This window comes from Paracoccus albicereus (genome assembly GCF_024359525.1).
Classification (GTDB): domain Bacteria; phylum Pseudomonadota; class Alphaproteobacteria; order Rhodobacterales; family Rhodobacteraceae; genus Paracoccus; species Paracoccus albicereus.
Genome location: NZ_JAKZEU010000002.1, coordinates 427742 through 444899 on the forward strand (window position 1 = coordinate 427742; position 17158 = coordinate 444899).

9 protein-coding genes and 1 tRNA gene are annotated in these 17158 nt (G+C 63.9%); 6 read left to right on the plus strand and 4 right to left on the minus strand.

Annotation, left to right across the window (positions count from 1 at the left end):
* The first annotated feature begins 149 nt into the window (after positions 1 to 149).
* A complete protein-coding gene (locus MLD63_RS05640; protein ID WP_255328912.1) occupies positions 150 to 839 on the plus strand; it encodes a LuxR C-terminal-related transcriptional regulator in 690 nt (229 codons plus the stop codon).
* A 4-nt stretch (positions 840 to 843) separates the two neighbouring features.
* Here the strand turns inward: MLD63_RS05640 and MLD63_RS05645 are convergent, their stop codons facing one another.
* Complete coding sequence (locus tag MLD63_RS05645; protein WP_255328913.1) at positions 844 to 2223, minus strand: sensor histidine kinase; 1380 nt, start codon at positions 2221 to 2223, stop codon at positions 844 to 846.
* Between the two features lie 369 nt (positions 2224 to 2592).
* Between MLD63_RS05645 and MLD63_RS05650 the strand changes: the two genes are divergently transcribed.
* The 4 genes from MLD63_RS05650 (at position 2593) to MLD63_RS05665 (ending at position 14637) form a co-directional block, all read left to right on the plus strand.
* Entirely contained in the window at positions 2593 to 9336 is a 6744-nt protein-coding gene (locus MLD63_RS05650; RefSeq protein ID WP_304363992.1) for a peroxidase family protein, read from the plus strand.
* 103 nt (positions 9337 to 9439) lie between these two features.
* Positions 9440 to 11257, plus strand: a complete 1818-nt coding sequence (locus tag MLD63_RS05655; protein ID WP_255328914.1) for a type I secretion system permease/ATPase — start codon at positions 9440 to 9442, stop codon at positions 11255 to 11257.
* Positions 11254 to 13293, plus strand: a complete 2040-nt coding sequence (locus MLD63_RS05660; protein ID WP_255328915.1) for a calcium-binding protein — start codon at positions 11254 to 11256, stop codon at positions 13291 to 13293. Before MLD63_RS05655 ends, MLD63_RS05660 begins: the two co-directional genes overlap by 4 nt.
* 18 nt (positions 13294 to 13311) lie before the next feature.
* Positions 13312 to 14637: an HlyD family type I secretion periplasmic adaptor subunit gene (locus MLD63_RS05665; protein WP_255328916.1), complete on the plus strand. Its 1326-nt coding sequence runs from the start codon at positions 13312 to 13314 to the stop codon at positions 14635 to 14637.
* A gap of 151 nt (positions 14638 to 14788) precedes the next feature.
* Here the strand turns inward: MLD63_RS05665 and MLD63_RS05670 are convergent.
* Both MLD63_RS05670 and MLD63_RS05675 read right to left on the minus strand, forming a co-directional pair.
* Positions 14789 to 14878, minus strand: a tRNA-Ser gene (locus tag MLD63_RS05670).
* Positions 14879 to 14920: 42 nt separating this feature from the next.
* Positions 14921 to 15430: a hypothetical protein gene (locus tag MLD63_RS05675; RefSeq protein WP_255328917.1), complete on the minus strand. Its 510-nt coding sequence runs from the start codon at positions 15428 to 15430 to the stop codon at positions 14921 to 14923.
* 107 nt (positions 15431 to 15537) lie between these two features.
* Here MLD63_RS05675 and MLD63_RS05680 point away from each other — a divergent pair, with 107 nt between their 5' ends.
* Positions 15538 to 15948: a SufE family protein gene (locus MLD63_RS05680; protein WP_255328918.1), complete on the plus strand. Its 411-nt coding sequence runs from the start codon at positions 15538 to 15540 to the stop codon at positions 15946 to 15948.
* Here MLD63_RS05680 and mnmA read toward each other — a convergent pair.
* Positions 15920 to 17089, minus strand: coding sequence for a tRNA 2-thiouridine(34) synthase MnmA (mnmA, locus tag MLD63_RS05685; protein WP_255329510.1), 1170 nt, complete (start codon positions 17087 to 17089; stop codon positions 15920 to 15922). The genes MLD63_RS05680 and mnmA overlap by 29 nt on opposite strands.
* Between the last annotated feature and the right edge of the window lie 69 nt (positions 17090 to 17158).

A 17158-nucleotide genomic window follows, 5' to 3' on the forward strand; every position in this document is an offset into this window, starting at 1 on the left:
ACGAATCGCCACCGGATCATCGCTATACTTATAGTCGCTCGACAACATAATCCTACTGTCAACAAATTATAAAAAACATCGGCATTGATTTGCCGGTGCGGGGCCGATATTTTGCAAGTCGATGTTCCGGCGTGAATTTGTTTTTTTGAATGTCATTACCGGGTGGGACGATGGGGACGACGACGGTTGCGTTTGTAGACGATCATCCGGTGCTTCTATCGGGAGTTTGCCAGCTGTTTGCGGGAAGCGGCGAGTTCAAAGTGGTGGCGGTCGGCAAGTCCGCGGTGGATGTCGTCGACATCGCCGCTAACTCCAAACCCGACGTGCTTGTTCTCGACCTCAATATGCCCGGACGCGTTCTCGAAGCGATCGCCGCCGTCGCGGGTCAGGGTAACCGGACCAAGCTACTGGCGTTCACGGCCTCGACTTGTATCGACACCGCGATGGCCACCCTCGATGCAGGGGTTCAGGGCTACGTCCTGAAAGGCAGCAGCATCGAGGAGCTGACAGAGGCGATCCGTCAGGTCCAGGCGGGCGAGACCTATGTGACGCCCAGCCTGGCGGCAAAGCTCATGGATCGTCTCAGGAAGGCGTCGCGCCCGAAATCGGCGGCCGATGTCAGTTTCAGCCGGCGCGAGGAAGAGGTTCTGAGATTTCTTCTGCGCGGCTGCACCAACAAGGAGATCGCCGACGCTCTGTCGATCAGCGACAAGACCGTGAAGCACTACATGACCGTCCTGATACAGAAGCTGCAGGTCCGCAACCGGGTCGAGGTCGTGCTTGCCGTCAAGGAACTGGCGAACGCGGGTGTGATTTCCGGAGCGGCTCGATTGAACTGACCTGTCAGTGGGCGGAAACGCCCGCACCCAGCGGCATCGTCGCGCGCAGCACCGCATCTTCCCCGCTTGTGTCGAATGTGACCTTCCCGCCAAGAGCGTCGATGCGGCGACGCATTCCCTGAAGGCCCAATCCGCCGGGCGAGCCCCCGAAGGCGCGCGATGCGGGTCGCTCGGCAAGTCCGCTGCGGATCTCGATGGCAATGAGATTGTCGCATTCACGCACGGACAGCACGGGCCGGCGTTCGGAGGCATGGCGGAACGCGTTGGTCAGGCCTTCCTGAACGATCCTGTAGAGGCAGACCTTGTGCGGAAGATCGAGGCTGGTCGTCAGTTGATCCATCCGCACATCGACGTCCTGTGCGACCAGGCCGCGATGGCGCGTGACGGCGAGTTCGACGACATCGGGAGGTTCGAGTTCATCGAGCTCGGGCAGGATCAGGCCACTCGAGATCTTTCGCAATTCGCCAAGTGCCTGTCCGGTCAGCGTCGCCCGATCAGGACCTTCAGGCAATGCGTCGGAGCTTCGTCCCTCCATAAGCGACATCAGGCTCAGAAGCTGGACCGGTCCGTCATGCAGTTCGGCGCCCACGAGATTGAGCACCTGTTCGTTGGCTTCGACTGCGTCGAGGCGCGCCTGGTCGGCAGCCTCGTGAAGCCTGCGGTTCTGAACCACCAGTTGGCGCTCGATCGCCAACTGGCGGCGCACCCGGTCACTCTGCCAGAAGCTTAGCGCGAGAAGCGAAAGGACGCCCAGCGTCGCCAGACCCATCGCCGTCCAGATCATCCTTTCGACGAATGCCCTGTCTTTGATGATCTGCGTCGCGTTCTGGTAGATTTCGCCCACCGCGATCGTCTCACGCGTCAGCGGATCGTGGATCGGCGCGTAGATCTCCAGATGCGGAAAGCCTTGCCCCGTTTCGAGCGGCGCGGGATCAAGGTCCAGGCGGGTGACCGTCTCACCTGCAAAGGCGCGGCGCGTGTCGGCCCCGTCATGATCTTCGACCGCATGATGGCCGTCGCTGGAATAGAGAAGGGTTCCGTCAGGCATCCAGATCCGCAGCAGACCCAGCGTCTCTGCCTGTGCTGGATCCAGAAGCGCGCTGTCGATGATCCGCATCTCTTCATAGGGTCCGTCCGGGCGACTTAGTCGAGCTAGGGCATAGGGTGCCAGAAGGCCGTCAATATAGGCGCTTCCAACGGTGCTGTAGGCGTCGATCTGAAGCGAGCGATACTTCTGGATCGTGAAAAAGCCGAGACCGATCATGATCGCGATGGCCAGCGCGGAAAGGCCAGCCGCCAGCCAGCGCGCCTCCATCTTCGGAATCGAGGGATCGGGTGCGGCGGCACCGCCCGCCGGATCGGGAGAATCAGGTCCTGATGGCATCGGCGCGTCCCGAAGGGCTCCTCGTCCCGAGGTTGAGCGACGCGCGACCCGGCAAGACCCGAGATATCCCGACCGCGGTGGTCGCGCGCCAGCTTGCGTTACAAGGTGTTGACGCCACAATTTCTCCCTCCCCTGACCGATTGGTATCAGTCCTTGTTCTCGGAATCATCCGACCAAGGTCTCGGGGAGGGTCGCGACCTTGATCCCCGCAACTTGCCGGACCATGGACCGTGGCCGCGACGGCCCGCAGGTGAGACGATGATCGGCATGGGGGCTATACCCCCGATATATCAACATTTTTTTGCCAGCTCGGGCGAAGCCGGACGTTTGTCCGGTCTGACCACTCGTCCGCCGTGGGGAGAACAAGTCATGGTCACGCTGATCCGTCACGATCTCGAATTCATCCTTGAACAAATCAAGATCGCCGAGGCGCATTCCGCCGGCACGCCGTTGACCGATCTGGTCGATAGCCCGCTGTTTCCCTACGGCCTGCGAACGGTCGATGGCAGCATGAACAACCTTGTCGAGGGCCGAGAGCAATGGGGCGCCGCGGGTGAACCGTTTGCGCGCCTGACCACTCCGGTCTGGAAGAACGAAGGCGACGACGCGATCACCTTCGGCACGGGAACGCCGGGCGAAACGACGTTCAGCAACAACGATTACGCAAGCGGCGGCACGGTGGTCGACGCTGACCCGCGCTTGATCTCGAACCTCGTGGTCGACCAGACGCTTGACAACCCGGCGGCCATCGCTGTCGCCCTGCGCCTTGCGGGAACACCGCCCGAGGATCTGCTGCCCGCGGTCGAGGCGATCCGGGCGGCCCATGACGCGGCGAAAGCCGCGCCGGATGACGTTGCTGCAGCCGATGCGTTGGCTGCACTGCTCGACGCCAACGGCATCCAGATGGACGGACCGAGCATCCTCATCGAGAACCGCGCGCCGGACGAGGGGCTTTCGGCCTCGTACAATTCATGGTTCACGCTTTTCGGGCAATTCTTCGATCACGGGCTCGATCTCGTGAAGAAGGGTGGCAACGGAACGGTCTACATGCCGCTTCAGCCCGACGATCCGCTCTACAATCCGAACTCGCCGCACACGAACTTCATGCCGATGACCCGTGTCACCACCGGTGACGGCGCGGCCAACGTGACGACCCCTTGGGTCGACCAGAACCAGACCTACACCTCGCATCCATCGCACCATGTCTTCCTGCGCGAATACGTCATGCAGGACGGCCGCCCGGTCGCCACCGGCAAGCTGCTTGAAGGTGACCGCGGCCTGGCAACCTGGGGCGACGTGAAGGAGCAGGCGCGAGAAATGCTCGGGATCGAGCTGACCGACGCCGATGTCTTCGCCGTCCCGCTTCTGCGGACCGACGTCTACGGCAAGTTCATCCCGGACGCGAACGGCTTTGCGCAGGTGATCGTCGGCCTTGGCGCGGACGGCATCCCGAACACGGCCGACGACCAGGTGATTTCGGGAACGCCTAACGCGCCTGCATCGCTCACCAACGCGATCCGTACGTCGAATGCCTTTCTAGACGACATCGCGCATCACGCCGTGCCCGATCTCTACGACACCAACGGTGACCGCATTTCTGACACGCCTAAAGCGCCGGACGCGGATACCGAGGCCGGGACCCCCGCCACCCCGCAGCCCGTCGGGACCTACGACAACGAACTGCTCGACGCCCATTACATCACCGGCGACGGCCGCGGGAACGAGAACATCGGTCTGAGCGCGGTCCATCACGTCTTCCACGCCGAGCACAACCGCCTTGTCGATGCGATGAAGGCGACCATTCTTGCGACGAACGATCCTGCGTTCATCGCCGAATGGCAGGATGCAAGCGGCAACTGGCAGGGTGAGCGGTTGTTCCAGGCGGCTCGCTTCTCGACCGAGATGCAGTACCAGCACCTCGTGTTCGAGGAGTTCGCCCGCAAGGTGCAGCCCGACATTGACGTGTTCATGGTGCAGCCCAACGTCGAGATCAATCCCGCGATCTTCGCCGAGTTCGCCCATGTCATCTATCGCTTCGGCCATTCGATGCTGAACGAGACGGTCGATAGGATCGGAGCCGACGGCACCGACAGCAGCATGTCGCTCTTCGACGCCTTCCTCAATCCGCTGGCCTTCGGATCGGACACGGTCGACCACCACGACGCGGCGGGTGCGATCATCCGCGGCATGACCGGGCAGGTCGGCAACGAGATCGACGAATTCGTCACGAACGTGCTGCGCAACCAGCTTGTGGGCATCCCGCTTGACCTGGCGGCGATCAACATCGCTCGGGGGCGCGATACCGGAACGCCGAGCCTCAATCAGGCACGCGCCGAATTCAGCGACATGGCGGGTGGCGACACGCAGCTGACCCCGTACGCAAGCTGGTCGGACTTTGCCGCGAACCTTCAGAACCCCGAATCCATCGTGAACTTCATCGCGGCGTACGGGACGCATCCGCTGCTTGAGGCAGCAGACACGATCGAGGCCAAGCGCGACGTCGCGATGGCGATCGTCTTTGGCGGAACGGGGGGCACGAGCGAGACGCCCGCGACGCTGGTCAATGCGTCCTTCGAGGGTGACTCGCTTGCCAGCGGCGAACCCGGCGTCATCACCAACGCTCTTGGCAACTACAAGATCGAGGCACCGACCGGCTGGGAGATCACCGGGGGCACGGGCGGGCTCTACGCGCCCACCGCGGCTATCTCGAACCCCGACGGACAGACGGGCGACAACGTCGTATGGCTTCAGCAGAACGCCATGCTGTCGCAGGACACCGGCATCGTCCTTGCCGCGAGCGAAGAATATCGCCTGATATTCGATATCGGTGATCGGACCGACCAAGCCTGGCCCGGCGGCGAAGCGCGTCTTGTCACGGCCGGCGGTGTGGTCCTTGCGAGCGTTCAGCTTTCAGCGCCCGCAGACGGGCAATGGGCCGAGGTGGTCCTGAGCACCGGTCCGCTTGCCGCCGAGCATGCAGGCGAGACGCTTCGGATCGAGATCCAGCAGACCGGGGGTTCGACCAACCAGATCCTGGTGGACGGAGTGGAGATCGATGTGCTGCGCCCGGTTCCGGCGGTCGCCGACCGGCTCGACTTCCTGAATGCGCGCGGCGACTACGCCGACAAGGGCGGGCTGGACGAGGTCGACCTGTGGGTCGGCGGTCTGGCCGAGAAGAAGATGCCCTTCGGCGGAATGCTGGGGTCGACCTTCGCATTCATCTTCGAGATGCAGATGGAGAACCTTCAGCACGCCGACCGGTTCTACTATCTGTCGCGGGTGCAAGGTCTCAACCTGCTGACCGAACTTGAGAACAATTCTCTTGCCAAGATGGCGATGCGGAACACCGATCTCGGCGAGAGCGGCTTCGCGATGCCGGGCGACGTGTTCTCCAGCCCCGACCACGTGATGTATGTCGATGCCGCGAAGCAGGCCGCCTTTGGTCATGTTGATCCGGTGCATGACAATCCGTACCTGGAGGCGATTTCCTCGCTGGTGGAGCGTGACGGCAACTTCATCCGCTACAACGGCGCGGATCATGTCGTCATCGCCGGGACCGAAACCGCCGATCACATCGTGGCGGGCGGCGGCGACGACGCCGTCTGGGGCTTCGGCGGCGACGACCGGCTCGAGGCCGGCTACGGCGTCGACAAGGTCATGGGCGGTGACGGTGACGACATCATCACCAATGCCGGAACCGATATCGGCGAAACGGACATGCTGCATGGCGACGCGGGCAACGACGTCATCCACGGCGGATCGGGCCTTGCCCTGATCTTCGGCGGCTCTGGACAGGACTTCCTGATGACCGGCCCTGACGGGTCGGAAATCCGAGCCGGCACCGACAACGACTTCCTTCTGGGCGGCACCGGTGCTGACGCGATGTTCGGTAACGATGGCGACGACTGGGTCGAAGGCGGCGAGGGCTTCGAATACATCGCAGGCGACAATGGCGACATCTTCTTCAATTCGACGGTGATCGGCCACGATGTTCTGAACGGCAATTCCGGCGATACCGATTACGACGCCGACTCGGGAGACGACATCATGGTCGGCGGCGAGGGTATCCAGAAGTTCATCGGGATGTGGGGCCATGACTGGGTGACCTATCAGGGTCAGCAGACGCCCGCCGACGCCGACATGAGCACGCCCGTCTTTCCGACGCTTCCGCTCGAGGTCCTGCGCGACCGCTTCAGCGAGGTCGAGGGCCTGTCCGGGTGGCGCGGCAACGACATCCTGCGCGGCGACGATCGGTTCGACGACGGCGAGGCGGTGGCGGGCGACCCGACCCCCGAGGGTAACTTCATCAACAACGAACTTGACGAGGCGGGGATCGCGCGGATTGCGGGTCTCGATCAGCTGATCAAGTCCGAGATGATGCGCCAGGGCGCGTATTGGGCCGACAGCTCTGGCGATGTGAAGTCGATCTTCACCGGCGGCAACATCCTGCTTGGTGGCGGCGGCAGCGACCTGATCGAGGGGCGCGGCGGCGACGACGTGATCGACGGCGACGGCTGGCTGAATGTCCGGATCGGCATCCGGAACGCCGAAGGCCAGATCTACGCCTGGTCCGAAGGGATGAGCGGCAAGGTCTACGCCGTCGAGAATTTCGACACGGCGACCGGAATGCCGACCGATGCGGCCGCGGCCCTTTTCGGCGGGCGGACGCTGGATACGCTGATGCTCGACCGATCGCTGAACCCCGGCCAGCTCGAGATCATCCGCCAGATCCTTTGGGACGATAGCGGAGAGGATGTCGCCCTGTTCTGGGATGACGCGGCAAACTACGACATCACGACCAACGACGACGGCAGTCTGACGGTCGAACACATCAACCCGCAGGCAGGCGTGGTCGATCCGCTGACGGGCAATGCCCGCATCTCGGACGGTGTGGACCGCCTCTACAACATCGAGACGCTGCGCTTCGCGGATGGCGACGTTTCGGCCGCCAGCTTCCAGCAGACTCCCGCATCCGGCCAGCCCATTATCGTCGATACTACGCCCACGAACGGTCAGGTATCACCGATCGAGGGGCAGATCCTGACGCTGGATCTGAGCGCGATCCAGGATCCGAACGGGTTGGGTGCGTTCAGCATCCAGTGGCAGTATCTCAACGGCGCGACGTGGACCGACATCCCGGGTGCGACCGGCGAGGCTTTCACGCCGAATGATCCGAACTTCATCCAGCAGCTTTTCGGCGACATCAGCGAGATCGGCCGGCAGCTGCGGGTCGAGGTGAGCTTCATCGATGGCCTCGGTGCGACCGAGACCGTCTACTCCGCCCCCACGCTGGCGGTCGCGGAGCGTAGTGGTGTGACGCTGACCGGGACGCTTTTCACCAACAACACGCTGAACGGTGGCGACGGGGACGACATCCTCAACGGTGTCAGCCCGTTGATCTTCGGGGGCAATGATACGCTCAATGGTGGTGCCGGCGATGACATTCTCAATGGCCTCGGCGGAAACGACGTTCTGAACGGGGGCGATGGTCAGGATCAATTGGACGGCGGTGCTGGAAATGACGTGCTGAACGGCGGCGCGGGCGACGATCTCGTCATCGGTGGCGCAGGCACGGACACCATCGTCCAGGGCTCTGCAGATGGTCGCGACTTCGTGGAAGGCGGTGGCGGAACCGACACCTACCGCCTGAACGGCACCACCGAGGCCGAGACGTTCACGGTCTACGCCATGTCCGGCGGCCAGAACGCGGGTCTCGCGGCAAGCCTTGGCACGTCGTTCCAGGCATCGACCGAGATCGTCATCACCCGCACCGTCGGCGGTATCACCACGGTGGTTGCCGAGTTGGACAACATCGAGGAGATTCAGATCAATACGCTGGCCGTCTCAGCCAATGACGGCAATGGCGTCCCGAACGGCGGCGTGAGCGGTGGCGACACGGTCCAGATCGTCGGTAATTTCGACCCGACGAGCCTGGCCTATAGCACGATCACGATCGATGGCTCGGACGCTGACGACAGCGTGGATATCACGCAGCTCCAATCGGCGCACCGGATCGTCTTCCGCTCGAACGGGGGCAACGACACGGTCGTCGGCCCGCGGCGCGAGCAGGACGTGATCTCTCTTGCCGGGGTTGGTGCAGCCACCGTCGAGGATCTTGGCGACGGACGCGTCCGGCTGAGCGACGATGCGTCGAGCGTGATCGTATCGGCTCCCGACCAGCAGCTCGGAACGGACGACCCGGAAGATGATGACGACCAGCCCGGGACCGATCACGAGGAGCCGGAGGTCGAGGACGAGGAGGATCACGAAGAGGCCGCGGCCCCGCCCGCAATCCCCGGCGCCATTCTTGGCACCACGGCCGGTGGCGCGCTGTTCGGCGAGGCGGGATCCGACAAGATCATGGGGATGGACGCCCGCGACATGATCTTCTCGGGCGATGGTGCGGACACCGTCTTCGCCGGTGGCGGCAACGATCTGGTCTTCGGGGACGGCGGCGACGACCGCATCTTCGCCGAGGACGGCGATGACTATGTCGAGGCCGGGGCCGGCAACGACTTCGTCGTCGGCGGTGCCGGGAACGACCACTTCGCAGCCACTGCGGGCGATGGCGATGACGTCTATTACGGTGACGACGTGTCTGGCGGAACGAAAAGCGACACGATCGACATGTCGCGCATCCTTTCGGACATTACCGCCGATCTGGGTAGCGGCAGCCTTGGCCGCGGCCATGTGCAAAGCGCCCAGACCGGCAACGATGTCCTCTGGAGCGTCGAGAACTTCATCGGCGGGGCAGGTGACGACGTCGTCACGGCGGGACGTGCGGTGAACATGATGGACGGCGGCGCCGGGGGCGACGTCTATCGTTTCCTCAGCGCCGAGGATGCGGACGGCGACACGATCGGCAGCTTCGAGCCGGGCGACCGCATCGACCTTTCGCAGATCGACGCGAATGGCGCGGCGTCCGGACAGGGCAGCTTCACTCTCGTCTCGGATGCCTTCACCGGAACCGGTCAGCTTCTGGTCCGGCACGAGACGCGGGAAGACGGCGAATACACCATCGTCGAGGGCAACACCTCGGGCGACGATGCGCCGGACTTCAGCCTGTCGATCGTGGGGCACCGCAACCTGAACGACGACAGCTTCCACCTCTGAACCATGAAACGGTCAGGCCCGGCGATCCCCGCCGGGCCTGACCTCCATCTGTCAAGGGTTCAGCCAGAGGTAGCTCAAGACCTCGCAGCCAACGGAAACGAGTATGTCGGTAAAGAGAAAGAAGTCGCGGAAGACAGCGCTCGCAGCGCTTGGTCGGGCGCGAGGCCTGGTGATCTTCCTGTTCGTGATCTCGGGCATCATCAGCGTTCTGGCGCTGACGGGATCCTTCTACATGCTTCAGATCTACGATCGCGCGCTGGTAAGCGGAAGCCTTCCGACGCTGGCCGCGATTTCGGTTCTGGCGATCGGGCTCTATATCTTCCAGGGCATGTTCGACATCATCCGCGCCCAGGTGCTCGTGCGCATCGGTGCCCGGGTCGACGGACGGCTCGCGCCGCTCGCGCACGAAGTCGTGGTGGACATGCCGCGGCTTGGCTATTCGACGTCCGAAGCGCTCGAACGCGGGCGCGACGTCGACACGCTGCGAAACTTTTTCGGCTCGCAAGCTCCCGTCGCGATCTTCGATTTCCCGTGGATGCCGCTCTTTCTGGCGTTCGTCTACATTCTTCACCCAACTCTTGGCGCGCTGACCATTGCCGGGGCCTTCGTCCTGACGGTTCTGGCTGTGATCGCCGAGTTGCGGACGCGGCACTGGAACAAGGCATCGATCGCCGCCTCCGTCGAGCGCAACGCCATCGCCGATTCCAATGCGCGCAACGCCGAGGTGCTGAAGGCGATGGGCTTCGCGTCACGCGCCGTCGATCGCTTTGCTGCGGCCAACGAAAAGAACCTCGATCTTCAGACCCGGACCAGCGACATCTCGGGCACCTTCGGGGCGATCTCGCGGGTGCTGCGGATGCTGCTGCAGTCGGCCATCCTTGGGCTGGCGGCCTATCTGACCATTCTGGGCGAGCTATCGGCAGGGGCAATTATCGCTGCCACGATCGCCGCATCACGAGCCATGGCACCGATCGACCTTGCCATTGGCAACTGGAAACACATCGTCTCTGCCCGCAGCGCGTGGCAGCGTGTGCGCGATACGGTCGAGGTGCTGGATCGAAAGCCGGTCCCTATGAAGCTTCCGACACCGCAACGGACGCTGAAGGTCGAGGGTATCACAGTGGCCGCCCCCGTCAGCGGGCGTGTCCTTCTGAGCGACGTGACCTTCGAGGTCGCGGCCGGGCAGGCGGTCGGGATCATCGGGCCGAGCGGTGGGGGCAAATCGACGCTTGCGCGGGCGCTGACGGGCATCTGGCCGGTGCTGCGGGGGTCGGTCCGGCTGGACGATGCAGAGCTTGTCCAGTGGAGCGACGACGAGCGCGGTTCGCATATCGGCTATCTGCCACAGGATGTGGCGCTGCTGGATGCGACGGTCGAGGAGAATATCGCCCGGCTGGATCCATCCCCTGAATCCGCCGCGATCGTAGAGGCCGCACGGGCGGCCGCTGTGCACGAGATGATCGTCCGGCTTCCCGACGGGTACCGCACCCATCTCGGTCCTATGGGCACCGCCATTTCAGGCGGGCAGCGCCAACGACTGGGATTGGCGCGGGCGCTCTACGGCAATCCGTTTCTCGTGGTTCTCGACGAGCCGAACGCCAATCTCGACCCAGAGGGCGAGGCAGCCCTGACTGCTGCCATCGAGAGCGTGAAGAAGCGGAACGGCGTCGCTATCGTCATTGCCCACCGGCCCGCGGCACTCCAGGCCTGCGACCTAATCGGCGTGATCCAGCGTGGCAAGCTGATGGCCTTCGGTCCGAAAGAAGAAGTCCTGAACGCGAAGGTGGCTTCGTCCCGCGCGGCCGAGCAGCCGGAAAAGTTGCCGCGCCAAGCCGAAATTCAGATCGCACGGGAAAATCCGGCGGCCCACCTGCGACGGGCCGGAGTGGGCGCGCGTGCCGATGCAGGGGGCTTCCAATGATCAAGATCAAGGGATTTCGGCCAAGGGACGACGCCTCCGATCCCGCCGATCCTCTGGGCCTTAAAGACGAAGGGCGCGGTGGCGCGAAGGTTCTGTCGGGTTTCGTCATCGGGATGAGTGCGCTGGCCCTTTACCTGAAGTCGTTCCTGTGGCCGTCTGCAGAGACCGTACAGGCCGCGGAAGCCGGCGTGCCAGCATCGTCTGACGAGGACGTGTCGGCCGCCGTCGGTCGCTCTGTCGTTGTACCTTCGCATCGCCGATCCATTGCGCCGGACGCAGAAGCGACACCGGACCCGGGCGAACCCACGCCCAAGAACGGCGCAGCCCTGTCCATGGCCTCTTTCGGCTTTGTCGATCTCGGCGTCATCGTACCGCCGGATGTCGTCAAGATGAGCATCGGCTTGCCGCAATTCGCCGCGAATACGCCATTGCCGCCATTCTTCTTCGAGGAACCCGCAGGGCAGGGGTCGTCGTCGCGCGCACCTTCCTCGTCGCGGATGCCTTCGGTCGGTTCGGAGACGGAGGACACGCCCCCAACCGACCCTTCGCCAACCGACCCCGAGCCATTCGAGCCGACGCCAAGTGAGCCGAATACGGGCGAGCCTAAGCCTGACCGACCTGAACCGGTCGACCCTGTGACGGACGACGATGGTGAAAGGGAAACCGACGAGCCTGACGAGGCAGACCGGAACCGCGCGCCTCGGAACACCGGACCGATCTATCTCGGAGACGTTGGCAGCGGGGCGACCCTTGCCATCGCCCTGTCGCACCTGCTCGCCAACACCGTCGATCCGGACGGCGACATGCTGACGGTCACGGACCTTGGCAGCGGAAAGGGGATCTGGCTGAGCAAGGACTTCGGGTGGCGCTACCTCGCTGACCCCGATGAACTTGGCGAGGTCACCGTAACCTACACGATCAGCGATGGCGTCCATGAGGTTCAGCAGATTGCCTATCTCAACGTTGTCGAAAACGAGTTCGACGGCAGCGAGGATGACGATCTGATTGTGGCGACCGACGGGCGCGACGTGATCAGGGCCGGTGGTGGCGACGACAATATCGTCGCGAGCGGCGGGCGCGATATCATCCGTGGTGACGCGGGCGACGATCTGATCGCAGGCGGCGCGGGTGCCGACACCATCTGGGGTGGCGACGGTGATGACGTGATCGCAGGCGGCGCCGGCGACGACTGGATGTCCGGAGGGGGCGGGAACGACCGTCTTTACGGCGAAGAAGGCGACGACGTTCTGTCCGGCGATGCCGGTGATGACCATCTGGATGGCGGAGAAGGGGCGGATGTTATCGACGGCGGCGAGGGTGCCGACACCCTTCTGGGTCAGCGCGGCGACGACATTCTGCGTGGGGGAAAGGGAACCGACCACCTCGACGGAGGCAATGGCGACGATCTCCTGTCAGGGGGCGAGGGCGCCGATACGGTGCGTGGCGGCGCAGGTCACGACCACGTTGTCGCCGATGACGATGCCGCTGCCGACGTCTATGCCGGCGATGGGGGCTACGACACGCTCGACTACTCGGCCGCAACGGCGCCGGTCGTCATCGACATCGCGAACGCCGTCGCCGTCGGCGAAAGCGTCGGCTCCGACACCTTCGCCGGGTTCGAGCATTACGTCGGCAGCACCGGAGCCGATACGTTTCAGGGCGGTGCAGGAGAGGCGACCGTAACCGGGAACGGCGGAGCGGACGAATACTGCTTCGACCAGGGCGACTTCGTCGAGATACCCCCGTCGCAATACCGGATCGCCGACTTCGGCTTCGACGACATGATCTCGATCACCGGGGGCGGACACGAAAAGCAAATCCGCAAGGCCCAGAAATCGCTTGAGGATCGGATCGAGGACTTCTTTGAAGACGTCACCGAGGATGCAAGCGCAGACGAGCCGCGTTTGCGGTTCTCGCACGACTGGACGGATGATTATCGCTTCACCTTGATCGAGGTGGACTTCGACCACGATCGCATCACCGACCTTGAAATCCGTCTCGATGGCGAACTCCGCCTCGTTACCGAATACGCCTGATGACCAAGGGGATCTGATATGGCTTTTGCATCGACAGCCGAGACCGCCACGGCGCGCGGGCATGATTTCGACCGGTTCGGCGGCCGCATCCTCGCTGGGCTGGTGCTGGCGGTGGGCCTTCTGGGCGGTATCGGTGGCTGGGCCTTCACCGCCATGCTTACCGGGGCCGTCATTGCGGTCGGTACCGTGAAGGTCGACCAGAACCTCAAGGAGGTTCAGCATCGTGATGGGGGCATCATTGCCGAAATCGCGGTAGAGGAAGGCGAAGAGGTGTCGGCGGGACAGGTGCTGTTCCGGCTGGACGACGCTCAATCCCGGTCCGAATTGTCGATCCTGTCCGCGCAACTGGCCGACGCCAAGGCGCTGCGCGCGCGGCTCATCGCGGATCGCGACGGGGGTGTCGAGATCGACTTTCCCGCGCGTCTGAGCCTTGACGAGACCAGCCATCGTGACCTGATCGAGGCAGAGGCGCGCCTGCACGCAGGCAACATCGCCAACCGCGAGAACCAGCGCCAGCAGCTTGTCCTTGGCATCGAACAGGTCGAGAAGGAGATCGTCGCGCTTGAAGTCCAGCGCACGGCGCTGACGGATGAACTCGACCTAGTGGAGGGCAGCCACGCCCGACTGATCGACCTTCTCGGGAAAGGCCTCGTGGAAGCGCCGCGCATCGAGGAGATTGAGCGTGAGCGGGTCCAGCTTCGCGGACGGCTAGGCGAACTGGACGCGAATATCGCGCGGTCTGCCTCGCGCATTGGCGAGATCCGCATGCGCATCCTGTCCATCGACGAAGTCGCCCGGACCGAGGCGCAACGGGAACTGGTCGTCGTCGAATCCCGCATCCAGGAACTCATCGATCGCATCGCCGCCGTCGAGGATCGCCTGGGTCGGACTGACATCCGCGCACCGATCGCCGGCCAGATTCACGAGATCTCCGTCTTCACCGAAGGCGGGGTCATCACGCCGGCCGAGGTTCTCGCGACAATCGTTCCTGCCGGCGCGCAGCTTCGCACCGAGATCCAGCTGCCCACCGCCTCAATCGATCAGGTTTTCGTTGGACAAGAGGCACGCGTCAGATTCTCGTCCTTCAACCACCGGACGACGCCCGAGGTTCTTGGCCGCATCACCTATGTCTCACCTGCCACGGTGACGGGTCGGGCCGACGGGCAGCCGCACTACATCGGCCATGTGGAGCTTCTTCCCGGTGAGGCGGATCGGCTCGGCGACCTCGTCCTGCTCCCCGGGATGCAGGCGGAGGTCTATCTGACAACGCAGGAACAGTCCGCCGCCGCCTATTTCGCGCGTCCCCTTATCGACCAGTTCGAACGGGCGTTCCGCGAGGAGTAACTGAGGAGCGATGCGACGTCGGTAGGGCATGGGCCGATCAGGGACGACGCGAGCGAGAGTTAGACCGTTCGCTAGGGTCGCGAACCTATACACGGACCCGGGCACGGAGTCGGTCCGGCGTTGGACCTCGGCCCGAGATGGATAGCGGGGATGGCGGAGGCGGTGGGATTCGAACCCACGGTGGGGTTGCCCCCACGTCGGTTTTCAAGACCGGTGCATTCAACCACTCTGCCACGCCTCCGAGAGGATGCGCATAGACGGACTGACGCGGCCTTGCAAGCCGTCAGCGGCGGATCGAGACCGCGTTGGTGGCTCCGGTCACGACGACCTCGGTCATCCGGGCAAGTGTCTGGTTCGGTAGCGTAAGCGCGGTGGTGATCGTGTCCACCTCGGGGCGGGCCGGCAGGCGGGCGGCAACGCTGTCGGGCGGGGGTGGTGCCGCGACGAAGCGCAGACGCAGGACACCGTCGGGTCCGGGGCGCAGACGATCAGTCGGGTCGGGGTTTTCCGGCACAAGCTCGGCGTCCCAATAGCCCTTCGTCGGCGTGATGCCGGTCACGATCAAAAGCCGTCCTTCGTTCAGCAGCTCCCATCGTGCACCGGTGATCTGCGCGATGCCTTGCCGGGGGTCCGTCGACGCCGCCTCGTATCCGCCTTCGGGCTCCAACGTCTGCGTCCGACCGCCGCCGCCGAGCCAGCCGAGCGGGTTCCAGCCACTGTCACGTGAGCCAATGCCGCAGCCGGCGACAGCGACCACGGCCAGAAGCGAAGCAATCGTGCGGATTGTCGTCATTTCATCATCCCGTTCATGCGGCTTTGATAGGCGATACGGCCGGCCCGCGAAAGCCTCTTTGACCTTGATCGCCGCGCAGGTTAACCCGGTCCCGAAGAGGATAAGCCATGGCCACCGCAGCATTCGAAGACATCGCCGAGACGTTCGATTTTCTCGACGATTGGGAAGATCGCTACCGCCACGTGATCGAATTGGGCAAGGCGATGCCCCCGATGGACGCGGCGCTTCAGGTGCCGGCGACGCGGGTCGAGGGCTGTGCGAGCCAGGTCTGGATCATGCCGGTGATCGAGGATGGGCGATTTGATTTTCACGGCGACAGCGATGCGATGATCGTGCGCGGACTGATCGCGATCCTGCATGCGCTATATTCCGGCGTTCCGGTCGCAGAGGTGCCCGCTATCGATGCGCAGGCCGAGATGAAACGGCTCGGGCTGGACGAACACCTGTCCGCGCAACGCTCGAATGGTCTGCGCGCGATGGTCGAGCGGATCAGGCAGCTTTCCGCCGCCGCAGCGTGATCCAGCCACCGCCCAGCACGCGCGTGTCGTCAGCGGCGTAGAAGACGCAGGCCTGACCCGGGCTGACGCCTTCCTCGGGCGACAGCAGTTCGACCTCGGCGCGGCCGTCTCCGGTCGGACGGATGATCGCCGGCCGCGGCGGACGGGTCGAGCGGATGCGGACCTGCGCGTGGATCTCGCCCTCGAAAGCCGCGTCACCCAACCAGTTGACCTCGGTCACGGGAACGATCCGCGTGGCAAGCGCCGATTTCGGTCCGACGACGACCTGGCGGGCGTCGGGATCAAGCCGCACGACATAAAGCGGATCGGACAATCCGCCTATGCCAAGCCCGCGGCGCTGGCCGATCGTGTAATGGATCACGCCGCGATGACGACCCAGGACCTGTCCGTCCATGTCCACGATATCGCCGGCATCCGCCGAGCCGGGTCGCAGCTTTTCGATCACGGAGGCGTAATCGCCGTTCGGAACGAAGCAGATGTCCTGGCTGTCAGGCTTGTCCGCGACGGAAAGCCCGTATCGCGCGGCCAGAGCCCGCGTGTCGCCCTTGCTTTCCAGATGGCCCAGCGGAAAGCGCAGGAAATCCAGTTGTTCCTGCGTGGTCGAGAACAGGAAATAGCTTTGGTCGCGTGCGCTGTCGGCCGCCATGTGCAGTTCGGCACGGGAAGAGCCGTCGACGCGGCGGATATAGTGCCCGGTCGCCATGCAATCGGCGTCGAGTTCGCGCGCGGTCTGCAGCAAGTCGCGGAATTTCACCCGCTCGTTGCACCGGATGCAGGGAACCGGCGTCGCGCCGGCCAGATAGGCGTCGGCGAATTCGTCGATCACGGATTCGCGGAATTTGTTTTCGTAATCTAGGACGTAATGCGGAAAGCCCATCCGCTCGGCGACGCGACGGGCATCGTGGATATCCTGGCCGGCGCAGCAGGCACCTTTCTTGGCCAGCGCAGCACCATGATCGTAAAGCTGCAGGGTGACGCCGATCACGTCATAGCCTTCGTCCTTCAGCATCGCGGCAACGACCGAGCTATCGACGCCGCCCGACATGGCGACAACCACCCGCGTGTCGGCAGGCGCCTTGGCAAAGCCGAGGCTGTTCAATGCGATGTCGGGCGCGCGGGCGCTGGTCTGGTCGAGCGGCATGTTCAAGGGACTGTCCGAAACGGCCTGCATGGCCAAGAATTGCAACGAATTGCGTCGAAATATAGGCAA